A 14,789-nucleotide genomic window follows, 5' to 3' on the forward strand; every position below is an offset into this window, starting at 1 on the left:
ACTGGGCGGGTTGAAGGGTGTGGGGGACATGACCGACGTGGATGATCTGGCCGCTGTGGACGTGGTGGAGGATCCTGATACGACGGGGCGCCAAGGTGGCGCTCTGGGACAGTGGTTGCTGCGACACCGGGTGCACGCGGTCAATCCGGCGGCGGAGGCGGGCGCCGGGGAGTCTCACGCCTGGTGGAAGGTGATGTGTCTGACCGGCGTCGACTACTTCTCCAGCCTGGCCTACGTGCCGGCGATCGCCGCGCTCGCGGCCGGGGCGGTCTCGCCGCTGGCCACGCTTCTGCTCGTGGTGCTGACCCTGGTGGGGATGCTGCCGATGTACCGACGGGTGGCCGGCGAGAGTCCGCACGGGGCCGGATCGGTGGCGATGCTCGAGGACCTGCTGCCCTTCTGGCGGGGCAAACTGTTCGTCCTGGTCCTGCTCGGGTTCGTGGTGACCTCGTGGATCATCACCATCACCCTCTCCGCGGCCGACGCCTCCGTACATCTGGTGGAGAGTTCCTACGCCCCGCATGCTCTGCAAGGACATGAGGTCGTCATCACCGTGGCGCTCCTGGTGCTCCTCGGCGGGGTCTTCCTGCTCGGGTTCAGCGAAGCGGTGAGCGTGGCCATCCCTCTGGTCGCCGTCTTCCTCGCGCTCAACGCGGTGACCATCGGCGTCGGCCTGGTGGACGTGTTCACCAGCCCGGACGCCTTCTCGACCTGGACCGGCGCACTCACCGAAGGCCGCGGGTTCGGTGACCTGGCCGAGCCCGCGCTGCTGGCCTTCCCCCTGCTGGTGCTCGGTCTGTCCGGCTTCGAGACCGGAGTGAGCATGATGCCGCTCATCTCCGCCAAGGGCGAGACCGCCGAGCAACGGCTCAAGTCCCGCATCCGCAACGCCCGCAGACTGCTCACCACGGCCGCGCTCATCATGAGCGTCTACCTGCTCGCCGCCAGCTTCGTGACCACCGTCCTCATCCCGCACAAGGAGTTCGAGGCGGGCGGAGCGGCCAACGGCCGGGCTCTGGCCTGGGTGGCCCACGAACACGTCGGAGAAGCCTTCGGCACCGCCTACGACATCAGCACCATTCTGATCCTGTGGTTCGCGGGCGCCTCCGCGATGGCCGGACTGGTCAACATCGTCCCGCGTTATCTCCCCGCCTACGGCATGGCCCCCGAATGGGGTCGCGCGGTGCGCCCCGTCGTCCTGGTCTACACGGCTCTGTGCGTCATCATCACCATCGCCTTCGACGCCGACATCGATGCCCAGGCCGGCGCCTACGCCACCGGCATCCTCGCCATGATGGTCTCCGGGGCCTTCGCGGTCACCGTCTCCGCACTGCGCCGCCGCCAACGCACCCTGTGCGGGGGATTCGCCGCGCTCACCGCGGTGCTCCTCTATGCGCTGGGGGCCAACATCATCGACAAGCCGGACGGCATCACCATCTCCGCGATGTTCATCGTCGGCATCATCACCATCTCGCTGATCTCCCGCATCTCCCGCACCACCGAACTGCGCGCGGACAAAATCGTGTTCGACGAGGCCGCCCGCCAGTTCATCAGGGACACCCTCGCCCACGACAACGCCATCAACATCGTCGCCAACCGCCGCGAGGCCGGGGACGGCGCCGAGTACGCCGACAAGGAACGCGAACAGCGTGCCATCAACCCGGTGCCCGGCCTCGCCGACATCCTGTTCCTGGAGATCGACGTCGTCGACCCTTCCGACTTCAGCGAGACTCTCACCGTCCACGGCGTCGAAGTCGAGGGGCACCGGATCCTGCGAGCCGAAGCGCCCGCCGCTCCGAACGCCATCGCCGCGATCCTTCTCACCCTCCACGACACCACCGGCGTCCAGCCGCACTGCTACTTCGCCTGGGCGGAGGGGAGCCCTCTGACCCACATGTTCCGCTACTTCCTCCTCGGACGCGGAGACACGGCCCCCGTCACCCGCGAGATCATCCGCCGCCACCAGCCCGACCCCGCCCGCCGCCCCGGCATCCACGTCGCAGGCTGACACCGCAGCCCGACCGGCCCCACCCCGCGAAGAGGAAGCCCGTAGGCCCTGTCTTGCAGGTTTCTTGACGAAAGGGCAGGACTGGACATCTGACGCAGGGCAATGAGCGAGAAGTGAAACGCATTGCGATCGTTGTCCTCGCTCTGGCCGCCGGCATGGTGGCGGTTGTCGCCGCGGCAGGTCTCTCACCCTGGTGGTGGGCGGCCGCCGTACCGCTCACCGTGCTGGGTCTGCTGGGTGCGGCGGACCTGTCGCAGCGCCGGCATTCGGTGCTGCGCAACTATCCCGTTCTGGGCCACGCCCGCTTCCTTCTGGAGCGGATCCGCCCGGAGTTGCAGCAGTACTTCATCGAGCGGAACTTCGACGGGCGACCCTTCGACCGGGATGTCCGCACCATCGTCTACGAGCGGGCGAAAGGCACCGACGCCGAGCAGCCGTACGGCACCGAACGGGACGTGTATCTGCCCGGCTACGAGTTCCTGGTGCCGTCCATGGCGCCGTGCCCGGTGCCGAAGACGCCTCCGCGGGTGCGGATCGGCGGACCCGACTGCGCCCGCCCCTACGACATGGCACTGCTGAACGTGTCGGCGATGAGCTTCGGCTCCCTGTCGTCCAACGCGATCCTCGCCCTCAACGGCGGCGCGGCGGCCGGGGGTTTCGCCCACGACACGGGGGAGGGCGGCCTGTCGGAGTACCACCTGAAGCCGGGTGGGGACCTGGTCTGGGAGATCGGCACCGGCTACTTCGGCTGCCGCACCCCGGACGGTGACTTCGACCCCGCCGAGTTCGCCGACAAGGCCGCCCACGATCACGTCAAGTGTGTGTCCCTGAAGCTCTCGCAGGGCGCCAAGCCGGGCATCGGCGGAGTCCTGCCGGGCGCGAAGGTCAACGCCGAGATAGCGAAGGTACGGGACGTGCCCGAGGGGCGGACGGTGATCTCACCGCCGTACCACAAGGTGTTCTCCACCCCGCGTGAACTCGTCCGCTTCATCGCCCGGATGCGCGAGCTCTCCGGCGGCAAGCCGACGGGATTCAAGCTGTGCGTGGGCTCGCGCCGGCAGTTCCTCGCCGTGTGCAAGGCCATGCTGGCGGAGGGCACGGCCCCCGACTTCATCATCGTGGACGGGGGCGAGGGCGGCACCGGAGCCGCTCCGCTGGAGTTCGCCGACCACGTGGGAACCCCGCTGACCGAAGGTCTGCTCACCGTGCACAACGCCCTCGTCGGCGCGGGCCTGCGCGACCGGATCCGGATCGGCGCGAGCGGCAAGATCGCCACGGGTACCGATCTGGTGAAACGCCTGGTGCAGGGCGCCGACTACGGCAACGCGGCGCGGGCGATGATGTTCGCCGTCGGCTGCATCCAGGCCCAGCGCTGCCACACCAACACCTGCCCCACCGGCGTGACGACCCAGGACCCCCGACGTGCCCGCGCCCTCGACGTCCGTGACAAGACGCCGCGCGTCCAGCGCTTCCAGGAAGCGACCGTGGCCAGCGCCCTGCAGCTGATGGCGTCCATGGGCGTCACCGATCCCGCCGACCTGCGCCCGCACATGCTGCGCCGGCGCATCGATCCCTACACCGAGCGCTCCTACGAGGAGTTGTACGAGTGGCTCGAACCGGGGCAGTTGCTCGCTGAGCCGCCTGCCGCCTGGGCGGCCGACTGGACCGCCGCCGATCCCGACCGATTCACCGTCTGAGAAACCGGAGGACCCACGTGGCCCGCACCGTCGCCCGCGTCATCGTGGACGCACTGAGCGAACTCGGCGTGCACCAGGTGTTCGGCGTCGTGGGAGACGCGCTGAACCCCTTGACGGACGCCATCCGCACCACAGAGAACCTGGAGTGGGTGGGGTGCCGGCACGAGGAGGCGGCGGCGTTCGCCGCGAGCGCCCAGTCGCAGCTCTCGGGCACCCTCGGTGTCTGCATGGGCACGGTCGGACCCGGTTCCGTCCACCTTCTCAACGGACTGTACGACGCGGCCAAGAGCCACACCCCCGTCCTGGCGATCGCCGGACAGGTACCGCTCGCCGAACTCGGTACCGACTACTTCCAGGAAGTCGACAACGACGCGCTCTTCAGCGACGTCGCCGTCTTCCGCGCGACCATCACCTCTCCCGACCAACTGCCGCAGATGCTCGAGACAGCGGTACGCCACGCCCTCGGCCGCAAGGGCGTCGCCGTCCTGACCGTGCCCGGCGACCTCGGCGAGCGCGAACTGACCTCGGACCGCCCGGCCCGGTTCTCCCTGAACGCTCCGCTCAGCCGACCCGAGGAATCCGCCGTACGGCGGGCCGCCGAACTCCTGGACCGCTCCGAGCGGGTCACGCTGCTCGTCGGACGGGGCGCACGCGCCGCACGCGAGGACGTGCTGGCCCTCGCCGACCGGCTGGCCGCACCCATGGTGCTCACCCTCAAGGCCAAGGAGGGCTTCGAGGGGGACACCAATCGGTTCCAGGTCGGCCAGACCGGGCTGATCGGCAACCCGGCCGCCGCGTCGGCCCTGCGGGACGCGGACACCCTGCTGCTCCTGGGGACCGACTTCCCGTACCGGGACTGGTATCCGGAGGGGAAGACCGTCATCCAGGTGGACACCGAACCCGCCCACATCGGGCGGCGCGTGCCGGTCGACGTCGGTCTCGTCGGCGACACGAGCACGACCGCCCGGGACCTCCTTAGCCACCTCGCCGCCGCGCCCGCCGGGACGGACGGTGCGCGGGACCGCTCGCATCTGGAGAAGGCACGTGAGCGCTTCGAGCAGTGGCGCGAGGGCCAGGCACGGCTGGCCGACCCCGCACACGACCAGGGGCTGCTCGGCCGTGTGCGTTCCTCGCTCGACAACCGCACCCACGACATCCGGCCGGAGGCGCTGGCGGCCGTGGTGGACCGGCTCGCCGACGACGACGCCGTCTTCACCTTTGACACGGGCATGGCGACGGTGTGGTTCTCCCGATTCGTCGAGATGCGGGGCGGGCGGCGGCTCATCGGCTCCTACAACCTCGCTTCGATGGCCAACGCGATGCCGCAGGCGCTCGGGGCCCAGTGCCTGGACCGCGAGCGGCAGGTCGTGGCCTTCTGCGGGGACGGCGGGCTGAGCATGCTCCTCGGCGACCTCATGACACTGAAGACGCACCAACTCCCCGTGAAGCTCGTCGTCTTCGACAACCGCCGCCTGGGCATGGTCAAACTCGAACAGGAACAGGCCGGACTGCCGGAGTTCGGCACCGTCCTGGACAACCCCGACTTCGCCGCCGTGGCCACGGCCATGGGCATCCCCGGAATCCGGGTGACCGACCCGGCCGACCTGGAGGAGGCCGTACGCCGCGCCTTCGACACCCCCGGTCCCGTGCTGCTCGACGTGCTCACCAACCCTGACGAGATCGCGGTGCCGGCCAAGCCGACCGTCGAGCAGGGCTGGGGCTTCGCCGTGGCCAAGGTCAAGGAGATCGTGCGCAGCCACGGAGACGACGGCACGCGCTGAGAGCGCCCGGAGGTGAGTGGACCGACCGGGAAGAACGGGTGCGGCGTGATTGCGGGTTGACGGGGCACGCGGTCCAGCGGAAGCGGAGAAGAGCGAAGATTCCTACCCACCCGGGAGCCCTTGATGGTCATCGCCGTTGTCATCGCCGCATGTGTCCTCCTGGCCGTGCTGGCCTTCCTCCTGCCGCGCCTTTCCCGGCATCCGCAGAACGGTGCCCAGCGTGGTCTCGGGGCCGGCTCGCGAGCCGGGTCCAAGGCGCCCGGGGCCTTGGGGCGGCTGCTGAGCAAACCCTTCAGCTCCAGCTCCCGCGCGGTCGGCCGCAGCGGCTCCGCCGGCCGCCGGGCGCGAGGCCGCCTTCCGTTCTGAGTGGTGCCGGCCGTCGTAACGGTCACCGGCGTCAGCACATGAGGATGATCAGGAGATTGGTGATGTCGGAGCACGACGACAAGACCCGGCCGGACGAGGACGAGGGGGACCAGGTCGAGGCGGACCTGCTCGACGGCCTCCGTGTGGACGAACGCCGGCCCGAGAAACCGATCCTCCTGGACGCGGACGGAAGTCCGGTGGACACATGGCTGGAGAACTACCCGTACGACCGGAAGGTGAAGAGGTCCGAGTACGAGAGGACCAAGCGCGTTCTGCAGGTCGAACTGCTGAAGATGCAGCGCTGGGTGAAGGAGACCGGACAGCGGGTGGTCGTGCTCTGCGAGGGCCGTGACGCGGCCGGCAAAGGTGGCACGATCCAGCGGTTCACCGAGCGGCTCAACCCGCGAGGCGCCCGCGTCGTGGCGCTGGAGAAGCCGACCGAGAGGGAAGCGGGGCAGTGGTACTTCCAGCGCTATGTCTCGCACCTGCCGTCCCGTGGCGAGATCGTCTTCTTCGACCGGTCCTGGTACAACCGGGCCGGAGTCGAGCGGGTGATGGGTTTTTGCACCGAGGCGGAGTACCGCACCTTCCTGGAGCAGGCCCCGCTGTTCGAGGAGATGCTGACCCGGGACGGCATCCTGTTGGTGAAGTTCTGGTTCTCGGTGTCCCAGGCCGAGCAGCGGACCCGTTTCGCGATCCGCACGGTCGACCCCGTACGCCGTTGGAAGCTCTCCCCGACGGACCTCGCCTCGCTTGACCTCTGGGACGAGTACACCGCGGCCAAGGTCGACATGTTCCGGGCGACGGACACTCCCCACGCCCCGTGGACCGTGGTGAAGAACAACGACAAACGCCGCGGCCGGCTGGAAGCGATGCGCAGCCTCCTGGACCGCTGCGACTACCCGACCAAGGATGACGCGGCCGTGGGCAAGCCCGACCCACTGATCGTGGGCGCCGCGAACACGCTGCTGGAGGCCGGTGAGGAACCCACCGATCTCTCCCCGACCCCGCTGGCCGGGTACGGCCTCGGACCCGGCAACCACCCCAGAGCGGACGCCGAGCAGTGCTGAGCCACGGCGTCGGGCTTCGCGTGCGGTAATGCCGTGCCGAGCTTGACGCCGTGTGAGGCCCCGTACGGGGTCTGCCGCCGGTTCCGGGCTGGCCGGCAGGGCGGCCCTCCCGAGGGCCACTGCTATGGGCAGATGATGGGGCGCCTGGTGCACAGCTTTCGTCGCCAGGGGGGCGCCCTGTCCTTCTTCGAGGGCCTCTGCGCAGGTAACCGTGGTGAGACGGTACTGCTGTCGGTGCGCTATCCGCTAACATAGAACAATTAGATAGATGAATAGCCTAGTGCTGGCGAGGAGTAGCCGTGGACTTCGGGCTGACTGATGAGCAGGACCTGTTGCGGGCGACGGCTCGGCAGTTCGTCGCCGACGTGTGCCCGGCCGAGAAGGCCAAGCAGTGGGACGAGGAGGGCGTCGTACCGCCCGAGCTGTTTCGCGGTATGGCCGAACTGGGGTGGTTCTCGCTCCCGTTCGCCGAGGACGAGGGCGGTGACGGCGGCGGGCCGCTGGAGCTCATCCTGATCGCCGAAGAGCTCGGACGGGCCAGCTTCGACGTGGCCATGTGCTACATCGGGGTGCTCATCCCCGGCATCACGGTGTTCCGGTGGGGCAGTGAATCGCAGCGCGACTTCATCCGCGAGCAGGTGATGACGGGCCGCCACCGGCTCGCCGTCGGCCTCAGCGAGCCGGACAGCGGGTCCGACGCCGCTGCGCTGCGCACCACCGCCGAGGACCACGGGGAGGACTTCCTCGTCCGCGGCCAGAAGGCCTGGTGCACGGGCGGTGGCCTGCCCGACACGACCATCGCCACGTACGTGCGGACCGGGCCCCGTGAGCCCAAGCACGGCGGCATCAGCCTGCTGCTCGTGGATCCCTCGACCGACGGCGTCGAAGTGCGCCGGACACCGACTCTCGCCCGGCACATCCTGGGCACCAACGAGGTCTTCTTCAATGACGCCCTGGTGCCGAAGGAGAACCTCGTCGGCCCGCGCGACGAGGGCTGGAAGGTGATGCTCTCCAACATCGAGCTGGAGAAGGTGATCATCAGCGGGGGCTATCTGGGTGCCGCGCAGGCCACGCTCGACGAGATGCTCGACTACGCCCGCAACCGGCACGCCTTCGGCAGGCCGATCGGCAACTTCCAGGCCCTCGCACACGCCATGGCCGACCTTCAGACCGAGATCGACTCCGCCCGGTTGCTGGCCTACCGGGCTGCCTGGCTGCTCGCCCAGGGCAAGCCCTGCACACGGGAGGGGTCCATGGCCAAGCTGAAGGGCTCGGAGACGTACGTGGCGGCCGCCCGGCTCGGGATGCAGGTCTGCGCCGGGCACGGCTTCTCGACGGAGAGCGTGATGAGCTTCCGGTACCGGGAGTCGATCGTGGCCACGATCTCCGGTGGCACGAGTCAGATCCAGCGCAACGGCATCGCCCGCAGCATGGGGCTCAGGTCCTACTGAGCCCCGCGGCCCCCTACGCTCTCCGCCGGCCGGCACTTCGCCGAGGCCCCCGCCGGCGTCCACTTCGACAACATCCGCTCCGATGACGAGTGTCGCCTGTGGGCCGCCGCCCTGGCCGACGGCATCCGCCGCTACGCCCCCGACGGCACCCTCGTAGGCCGCGCCCGAGTCCCCGAACCGGTTGGCCGACGTGACCGCCCGCCGGTCGTTCTCACCGAACCTCGCCGTCCTGACCCGCCAGCCACTCCTGGTGCCGGGCGAAGTGCCCCCGGTCCCGGGTCACCCAGATCCCGGAGACGCGGGCCAGCACGGCCCGCGTCGGCAGCAGGACCATCTCGCCCGCGATGTACCAGCGCCTGCCCTCCCGCTTCTCCACCCAGGCCCGGACCTCCAGCGGCCGCTGCACCGGCACCGGCTTCACGAAGCTCACGGTCAGCTCCGCCGTCACGGTCAACACCCGGTGCAGCAGGGGCAGATGGCCGAGGCAGTCGTCCAGTACGGCCGCGGTCCAGCCGCCGTGCGCCACATCGGGCCCGCCCTCCTGGTCGCGCGGACAGGACAGCTCGAACACCGCCGAACCGTCCTCGTCGAGCCGCTCGTGCTCCACTCCCAACCGGCAGGAACCCGCGGCGCGACAAGCCCCGCACAGAGCCACTCCGCCGGCAGTCCGGGGCGGCTCCTGGAAATCGGCCCCCGCCCAGGGCCCGGTCGGCGGCGTCGTGGACATGGTGTGACTCCTCTTGTTCTCCGACACTTCGACGCCCGCGGCTTCAGACATCGGCAAGCAGCGGGCGCAGTTTCCCCGCGATGAGCTGAACCTGCCGGGCAACCATCTCCTCGGGCATCCCGGCCAGCGAGGCCCACAGGAACACGCCCTCCACCGGCAACCCTGACACGTACGCCTTGACGGCATCGGCGACGTCCTGCGGAGTGCCGTAGAGGAACTGACCGACACCGGTCGCGTTCAGTCCCGTCTCCCGCCACTTCTCGGGGTCGATGGGGCGGGGGAGCGGCTGGTCGGTGCCCTCCACCATGTACCGGCGGTAGCTGTCCCACTGGTACGCCAGGTGCTTGCGTACGACGGGCCAGTCGCCGTCCGGGTCCTCGGTGACGAACGTGGTGAACGAGCCCTGCATCCGGCCCGCCGCGACGTCGTACCCGCTCTCGGCGAGGCCTTCCCGGTACGGCGTCAGCAGGGTGGGGTTGAGGGACAGCAGGCCCGTGCCGAGCCGGCCGGCCCGGCGGGCGCCCTGCGGGCCCTGGTAGCCGAGCCAGATCGGCAGCGGATCCTGCACCGGTCCCGGGGTGACCAGGGATTCGGCCCACAGGCCGCGGATCTCCCGGACCCGCTGATCCGTCGTGGTGTAGCGCTTGGTGAGGTCGGCGCCGTACAGCCGGTATTCGGGCACCCGGTAGCCGGTGCCGAGACCGAGGTCCAGTCGGCCGTCGCTGATGATGTCGACGAGCGCGGCCTGTTCGGCGATCTCGGGGGCCGCGTGCAGGGGTGCGGGGATGACCGCGGTGCCCAGGCGGACCCGGCGGGTACGGGCGGCGGCCGCCGCGGCCATCGTGAGCGGCTGGGGGAGATAACCGTCCTCGAAACCGTGGTGCTCGGAGAACCAGACCGAGTCGAGGCCGAGACGGTCGGCCTCCTCGCACATCTCCAGGGCGAAGCCGTAGACCCGCGACCAACTCCGCTGCCACGGCGGCGGGTTGCGCAGGTCGAAGTAGATGCCCACCTTCACGGGGAACCTCCTGCTGTTGTGGTGCCGGCCAGCCGGATCGTCGCGTGGGCGACGGCCACTCCGTCCCCGGGTGGCAGGAGCCGTACCGGGCGCAGTTCCAGCGCCTCGATCCCGGGGTGGTCCTCGACCATCGCGGAGATGCGCAGGACGGCCTCCTCCAGGGCCGCGAGGTCCACCCCCGGGCCCCCGGTGCGGCCGTCCAGCAGGGGGGCGGCCCGCAACGAACGGACCATCTCGCGGGCGTCGCGGTCGCTGAGGGGGGTGACACGGTGAGCCACGTCCGCCATGAGGTCGGCGTAGTCCCCGGTGAGGCCGAAGGCGACCACCGGCCCGAAGACCGGGTCGGCGCGGACGGTGAGGAACGCGTCCGGACCGGGGCCCGGGTCACCCCCGCGCACGGTGATCCCGTACGCGGCGAGCAGGTCGGCGGCGACCGGCGCGGGGACCGGCCCGGGAGCGCAGGCGGCGATCAGCGCCCTGGCCTGTTCGGCGTCGACTCCCGGGAGGTCGGGCACCACGCCCGCGGGGGTGCTTCGCCAGGTCTGGTAGGCCGCCGCGTGTCCGAGCGAGGTGGCGGCGGCCTCGGGGAACGTGTACGTCGGTACCACCAGATCGCCCCGGTGCAGAAGGTCGGCGACGCCCGCGCCGCCCAGGAAGCTGGCCAGCACGGGTTTGTCGGGCCGGGCCGCGGCCGCGTCGAGGATCGCCGAGGCCACCTCGTCGGGCTTGTCCGCCAGCGGCGGCATGAACAGGACGATGGCCGCGTCGATGCCGTCGTCCGCCAGGGCGGCGTCCAGGGCGTGCCGGTAGTGGGCGGCAGTGGCCGTGGGCGTCAGGTCGATCGGGTTGCGGACGTCGGCATGCGGCGCGAGGAACGGGCGGAGTGCCTGGCGGGTGTGGTCACCGAGCGCGGGCACGGACAGACCGCTCGCCGCGCACGCGCCGACCGTCAGGGCCGCCGGGCCGCCCGCGTTGGTGATCACGGCGACCCGGTTGCCGGGCGGGGGAGGCTGGTGGGCGAGCAGCAGGGCGACGTCGAAGAGCTCCTGGAGGCTGCGCGTGCGGATGACACCGGACTGCGCGAACAGAGAGCCGACCGCCGAGTCCGCGTGGCCGGGATGGACCGCGACGATCGGTTTGCGCGGTGCGATCCGGCGGGCGACGCGGGCGAACCGGCGCGGATCGCCGAAGGTCTCGACGTGCAGCAGGATCACCGAGGTCCCCGGGTCCTCCTCCCACCACTGGAGCAGTTCGTCGGTGGAGACGTCGACGGCGTGGCCCACCGACACGAAGCCGGAGAAGCCGAGTCGCAGCCGCCGGGCGTAGTCGAGCACCGCGAGCCCGAGCGGCCCGGACTGGCTGGACATCGCCACGCGGCCGGGCGCCGGCAGGGCCGGCGAGAAGGTCGCGGCGAGGCGCGCCCCCGGGGTCGTGTTGACCACGCCCATGCAGTTGGGGCCCACGAGCCGCATGCCGGAGGCCCGGGCGAAACGCGCCAGCTCCAACTCGCCGGCCCGTCCTTCGGCTCCGGTCTCCCCGAAGCCCGTCGAGACGACCACCACCGCCTTGACCCCGGCCTCCGCGCACTCCCGTACGACACCGGGCACGGCCTCGGCCCGTACGGCCACCAGCGCGAGGTCCGGCGGCTCGGGCAGGTCCCGGACGCTTGCGTACGCCCGCGCCCCGGCGATGTGGTCGGCCCGCGGGTTGACGGGGAACACGCTGCCCGCGAAGCCGCCCCGGAGCAGGTTGGCGACGATCTCGTGGCCGATGGTCCGCGGGTCGCGGTTGGCGCCGATCACGGCGACGGAACGTGGTTCGAACAGGGGCGTGAGCGAGCGCCGTACGGCCGTCTGTTCGCGGCGCTCGGCCCGCGCCACGGCCTGGGCCTGCGGATCGACGGCGATCTCGAAGTGGATGATCTGGCCGGGCGGACCGGCTTGCGTCCGGTACCCGGAACCGAGGAAGACGTTGATCATCCGGGCGTTGTCGGCGAGGACGTCGGCCTCCAGCACCCGGATGCCCCGGGCCCGCGCGGCGGCGGCGATGTGCTCCAGGAGCAGCCTGCCGAACCCCTCGCTCTGGTGGTCGTCCCGGATGGTGAACGTCACTTCGGCGTGTTCGGGCTCCTCCGGGTCGCGGACGTAGCGCACCAGGCCGGCGATGTCGTCGCCGTCCAGGGCGATCAGCGCCAGTTCGTCGAGGTAGTCCACGTGGGCGCCGCGCCGGATGACGTCGTCGCGGGCGCGGACCACCGGGCCGAGGGAGCGGTAGGCCAGGGTGGCCCGGGACAGGGTGCCGACGAAGGCGACCAGGCGGTCGGCGTCCTCCGGCCGGATGGGCCGGACGAAGGTCGACCGCCCGGTCCTGACGAGTCCGGGCCGTTCCAGGTCCTCGGGATATGAGGGGTGCGGGGGAGTGGTCACCGGAGTGGTTCCGTCGGCGCCGCTCAGACGGCCGCCTCCTGGGGAGTCTGGTCCGGCAGACCGAACAGCTCGTTGAAGGTGCCACGCGTGACGCGGTCGCGAATGTCGTCGGACACACCGTCGAACAGGTCGTGCAGCGTGGACTGGGTGTGGCCGTAAGTGCCCTCCAGATGGGGGTAGTCGTCGCCCCACATCACGTTGCGGTAGCCGGTCGACTCGACGATCTCCACCGAGCTCTTGTCGTGCTGGAAGGAGGCGTACACCTGCTGCCGGATGATCTCGCTGGGCAGCCGGCTCAGCTTCGGCCGGACGAACATGCCGTGCTGGCGGTAGGCCTCGTCCATCCGGTCACCGATGGCCGGCACCCAGCCCGCGCCGCCCTCCGCGATCAGGATCCTGAGGTCCGGGTGCCGGTCGAGCGCGCCGCCGGCGACCAGGTGGGACACCACCCGCATGCCCGGGTAGGTCGTCTCCATGTAGTTGACGACCGCGCCGCCGGGACCGCGGAAGACGACGTTCTGGCCGCCCGTCCCGATATGGAAGCCCAGCACGATGCCCGCCCGCTCGGCCGCGGTCCACAGCGGTTCCCAGCGGTCGAGGGCGTACTCCTCGCCCTCCCGGGTCGAGCACGGCAGGAAGACCGCCTTGAAGCCCATCTCGGCCGCCCGCTCCAGTTCGGCGACCGCGTCACCGATGTCGGCCGTCGAGACACAGGCGGTGGTGATCACCCGCTTGTTCTTGCTGAGGATCTCGTCGTACGCCCAGTCGTTCCACGCCCGGACGGTCTCCCGGGCCAGCTCGCGATCGGTGATCGACACCAGCCAGAACCCCATGGAGGGAAAGGCCAGTTGGGACCAGACGCCCTCCTGGTCGAGGTCCTTGAGCCGGACCTTCAGGTCCCAGGCGCCCGGCGGGCGCATCGCGTCCATGAAGTCGCCGAGCTGGCGGTCGATGCGCTCGCCGTCGATGTAGAGCATCTCGTACTTCTCACCGCGCTCACTGCGCGGCGCCCGCGCGCCCAGCCGCGCGGGCAGCCGCTCGGTCCACACGTCCGCGGGTTCCATCACGTGGGAGTCCCCGGAGTTGACCCAGATCTTCGTCATGACGCTCCTTCGGGTCACGGTTGCAAGCTCGACGGATACAAGCTCGACGGTACAAGCTCAATGGTTGTAATCAGTCAGCTATTTTAATTGTATGGATGGCTGAAGGGAAGGCCGGCCCGGGAAAGATCAGCTCCGGCGCCGCTCGATCTCTTCCACCAGCTGGGGCAGCACCGCGAAGAGGTCCCCGACGACGCCGTGGTCGGCGAGCTCGAAGATCGGTGCGTCGGCGTCCTTGTTGACGGCGACGATGGTCTTGGACGTCTGCATGCCCGCCCGGTGCTGGATCGCGCCGGAGATGCCGGCGGCGAGGTAGAGCTGCGGGGAGACCTGGGTGCCGGTCTGGCCGACCTGGTGGCTGTGCGGATACCAGCCGGCGTCCACGGCCGCGCGGGACGCCCCGACGGCCGCGCCGAGCGCGTCGGCGACCCGTTCGATGAGGGCGAAGTTCTCGGCGCCGTTCACCCCACGACCGCCGGAGACGACGATGTCGGCCTCGGTCAGCTCGGGCCGCTCGCCACGCTCGCGCGGTGTGCGGGACAGGATCCGGACGGCGTGCGAGGCCGGGCCGAAGGTGACGTCCTGCTTCTCGACGACGGGTTCGACGGGGGCGGGTTCGGGGACGGCGGCGTTCGGCTTGACCGTGATCACCGGCACGCCCTGGGTGACATGCGCGGTGACCTGGTACGTCGCGGCGAACGCCGACTGCTCGGTGACCGGTCCTTCCGGCCCCGCGGCGACATCCACGGCGTCGGTGATGAGTCCGGAGCCGAGCCGCAGCGCGACCCGCGCGGCGATCTCCTTGCCGTCCGATCCGGACGGCAGCAGGATCGCGGCCGGGCCGGTGCGCTCGGCGACCTGCGTGAGCGCGTCCACGGCCGGGGTGACGAGGTACTCGTCGACCTCGGGGGCGTCCACGACGTAGACCTTCCGGGCGCCGTACCGACCGAGCACCTCGGTCGCGCTGTCCGCGCCCGACCCCAGAAGGACGGCCGAGGGTTCGCCCAATCGGCGGGCCAGGGTGAGCAGTTCGAGGGTCGGCTTGCGTACGGCACCGTCGACGTGGTCGACGAGGACGAGGATCTCGGCCACGGTGATGCAACTCCTTCAGTCGGCTGTTTCGGGGCGGGGTGCGGGCAGGCGGG

The 14,789-nt window shown here is 70.5% G+C and carries 11 protein-coding genes; 6 read left to right on the plus strand and 5 right to left on the minus strand.

The window, feature by feature from the left end; translation table 11 throughout:
- Positions 1 to 28 precede the first annotated feature (28 nt).
- The 6 genes from AC2XR2_RS42640 (at position 29) to AC2XR2_RS42665 (ending at position 8,373) form a co-directional block, all read left to right on the plus strand.
- Positions 29 to 2,008 (plus strand): APC family permease, encoded by a 1,980-nt coding sequence (locus AC2XR2_RS42640; protein WP_449350630.1) that lies wholly within the window; start codon positions 29 to 31, stop codon positions 2,006 to 2,008.
- Between the two features lie 113 nt (positions 2,009 to 2,121).
- On the plus strand, positions 2,122 to 3,705 hold the full coding sequence (locus tag AC2XR2_RS42645) for an FMN-binding glutamate synthase family protein (RefSeq protein WP_491518111.1): 1,584 nt from the start codon (positions 2,122 to 2,124) through the stop codon (positions 3,703 to 3,705).
- 17 nt (positions 3,706 to 3,722) lie between these two features.
- Positions 3,723 to 5,486, plus strand: coding sequence for a thiamine pyrophosphate-dependent enzyme (locus AC2XR2_RS42650; protein WP_491518112.1), 1,764 nt, complete (start codon positions 3,723 to 3,725; stop codon positions 5,484 to 5,486).
- Between the two features lie 123 nt (positions 5,487 to 5,609).
- Complete coding sequence (locus tag AC2XR2_RS42655; protein WP_391192196.1) at positions 5,610 to 5,852, plus strand: DUF6411 family protein; 243 nt, start codon at positions 5,610 to 5,612, stop codon at positions 5,850 to 5,852.
- A 62-nt stretch (positions 5,853 to 5,914) separates the two neighbouring features.
- A complete protein-coding gene (gene ppk2, locus AC2XR2_RS42660; RefSeq protein WP_491518113.1) occupies positions 5,915 to 6,922 on the plus strand; it encodes a polyphosphate kinase 2 in 1,008 nt (335 codons plus the stop codon).
- A gap of 299 nt (positions 6,923 to 7,221) precedes the next feature.
- Positions 7,222 to 8,373, plus strand: a complete 1,152-nt coding sequence (locus tag AC2XR2_RS42665) for an acyl-CoA dehydrogenase family protein (protein ID WP_491518114.1) — start codon at positions 7,222 to 7,224, stop codon at positions 8,371 to 8,373.
- Positions 8,374 to 8,584: 211 nt separating this feature from the next.
- Here the strand turns inward: AC2XR2_RS42665 and AC2XR2_RS42670 are convergent, their stop codons facing one another.
- The 5 genes from AC2XR2_RS42670 to AC2XR2_RS42690 form a co-directional block, all read right to left on the minus strand.
- Positions 8,585 to 9,100: a PaaI family thioesterase gene (locus tag AC2XR2_RS42670; protein ID WP_491518115.1), complete on the minus strand. Its 516-nt coding sequence runs from the start codon at positions 9,098 to 9,100 to the stop codon at positions 8,585 to 8,587.
- A 43-nt stretch (positions 9,101 to 9,143) separates the two neighbouring features.
- Positions 9,144 to 10,118 carry an LLM class flavin-dependent oxidoreductase gene (locus tag AC2XR2_RS42675; RefSeq protein ID WP_449350636.1) on the minus strand — a complete coding sequence of 325 codons (975 nt, stop codon included), beginning with the start codon at positions 10,116 to 10,118 and terminating at the stop codon, positions 9,144 to 9,146.
- Positions 10,115 to 12,544, minus strand: coding sequence for a bifunctional acetate--CoA ligase family protein/GNAT family N-acetyltransferase (locus AC2XR2_RS42680; RefSeq protein ID WP_491518116.1), 2,430 nt, complete (start codon positions 12,542 to 12,544; stop codon positions 10,115 to 10,117). Before AC2XR2_RS42680 ends, AC2XR2_RS42675 begins: the two co-directional genes overlap by 4 nt.
- 23 nt (positions 12,545 to 12,567) lie before the next feature.
- A complete protein-coding gene (locus tag AC2XR2_RS42685) occupies positions 12,568 to 13,647 on the minus strand; it encodes an amidohydrolase family protein (protein WP_449350638.1) in 1,080 nt (359 codons plus the stop codon).
- Positions 13,648 to 13,773: 126 nt separating this feature from the next.
- Positions 13,774 to 14,736 carry an electron transfer flavoprotein subunit alpha/FixB family protein gene (locus tag AC2XR2_RS42690; protein ID WP_491518117.1) on the minus strand — a complete coding sequence of 321 codons (963 nt, stop codon included), beginning with the start codon at positions 14,734 to 14,736 and terminating at the stop codon, positions 13,774 to 13,776.
- Positions 14,737 to 14,789 lie beyond the last annotated feature (53 nt).

The sequence above is a fragment of the Streptomyces sp. LS-MS-L19 genome, from assembly GCF_058382285.1.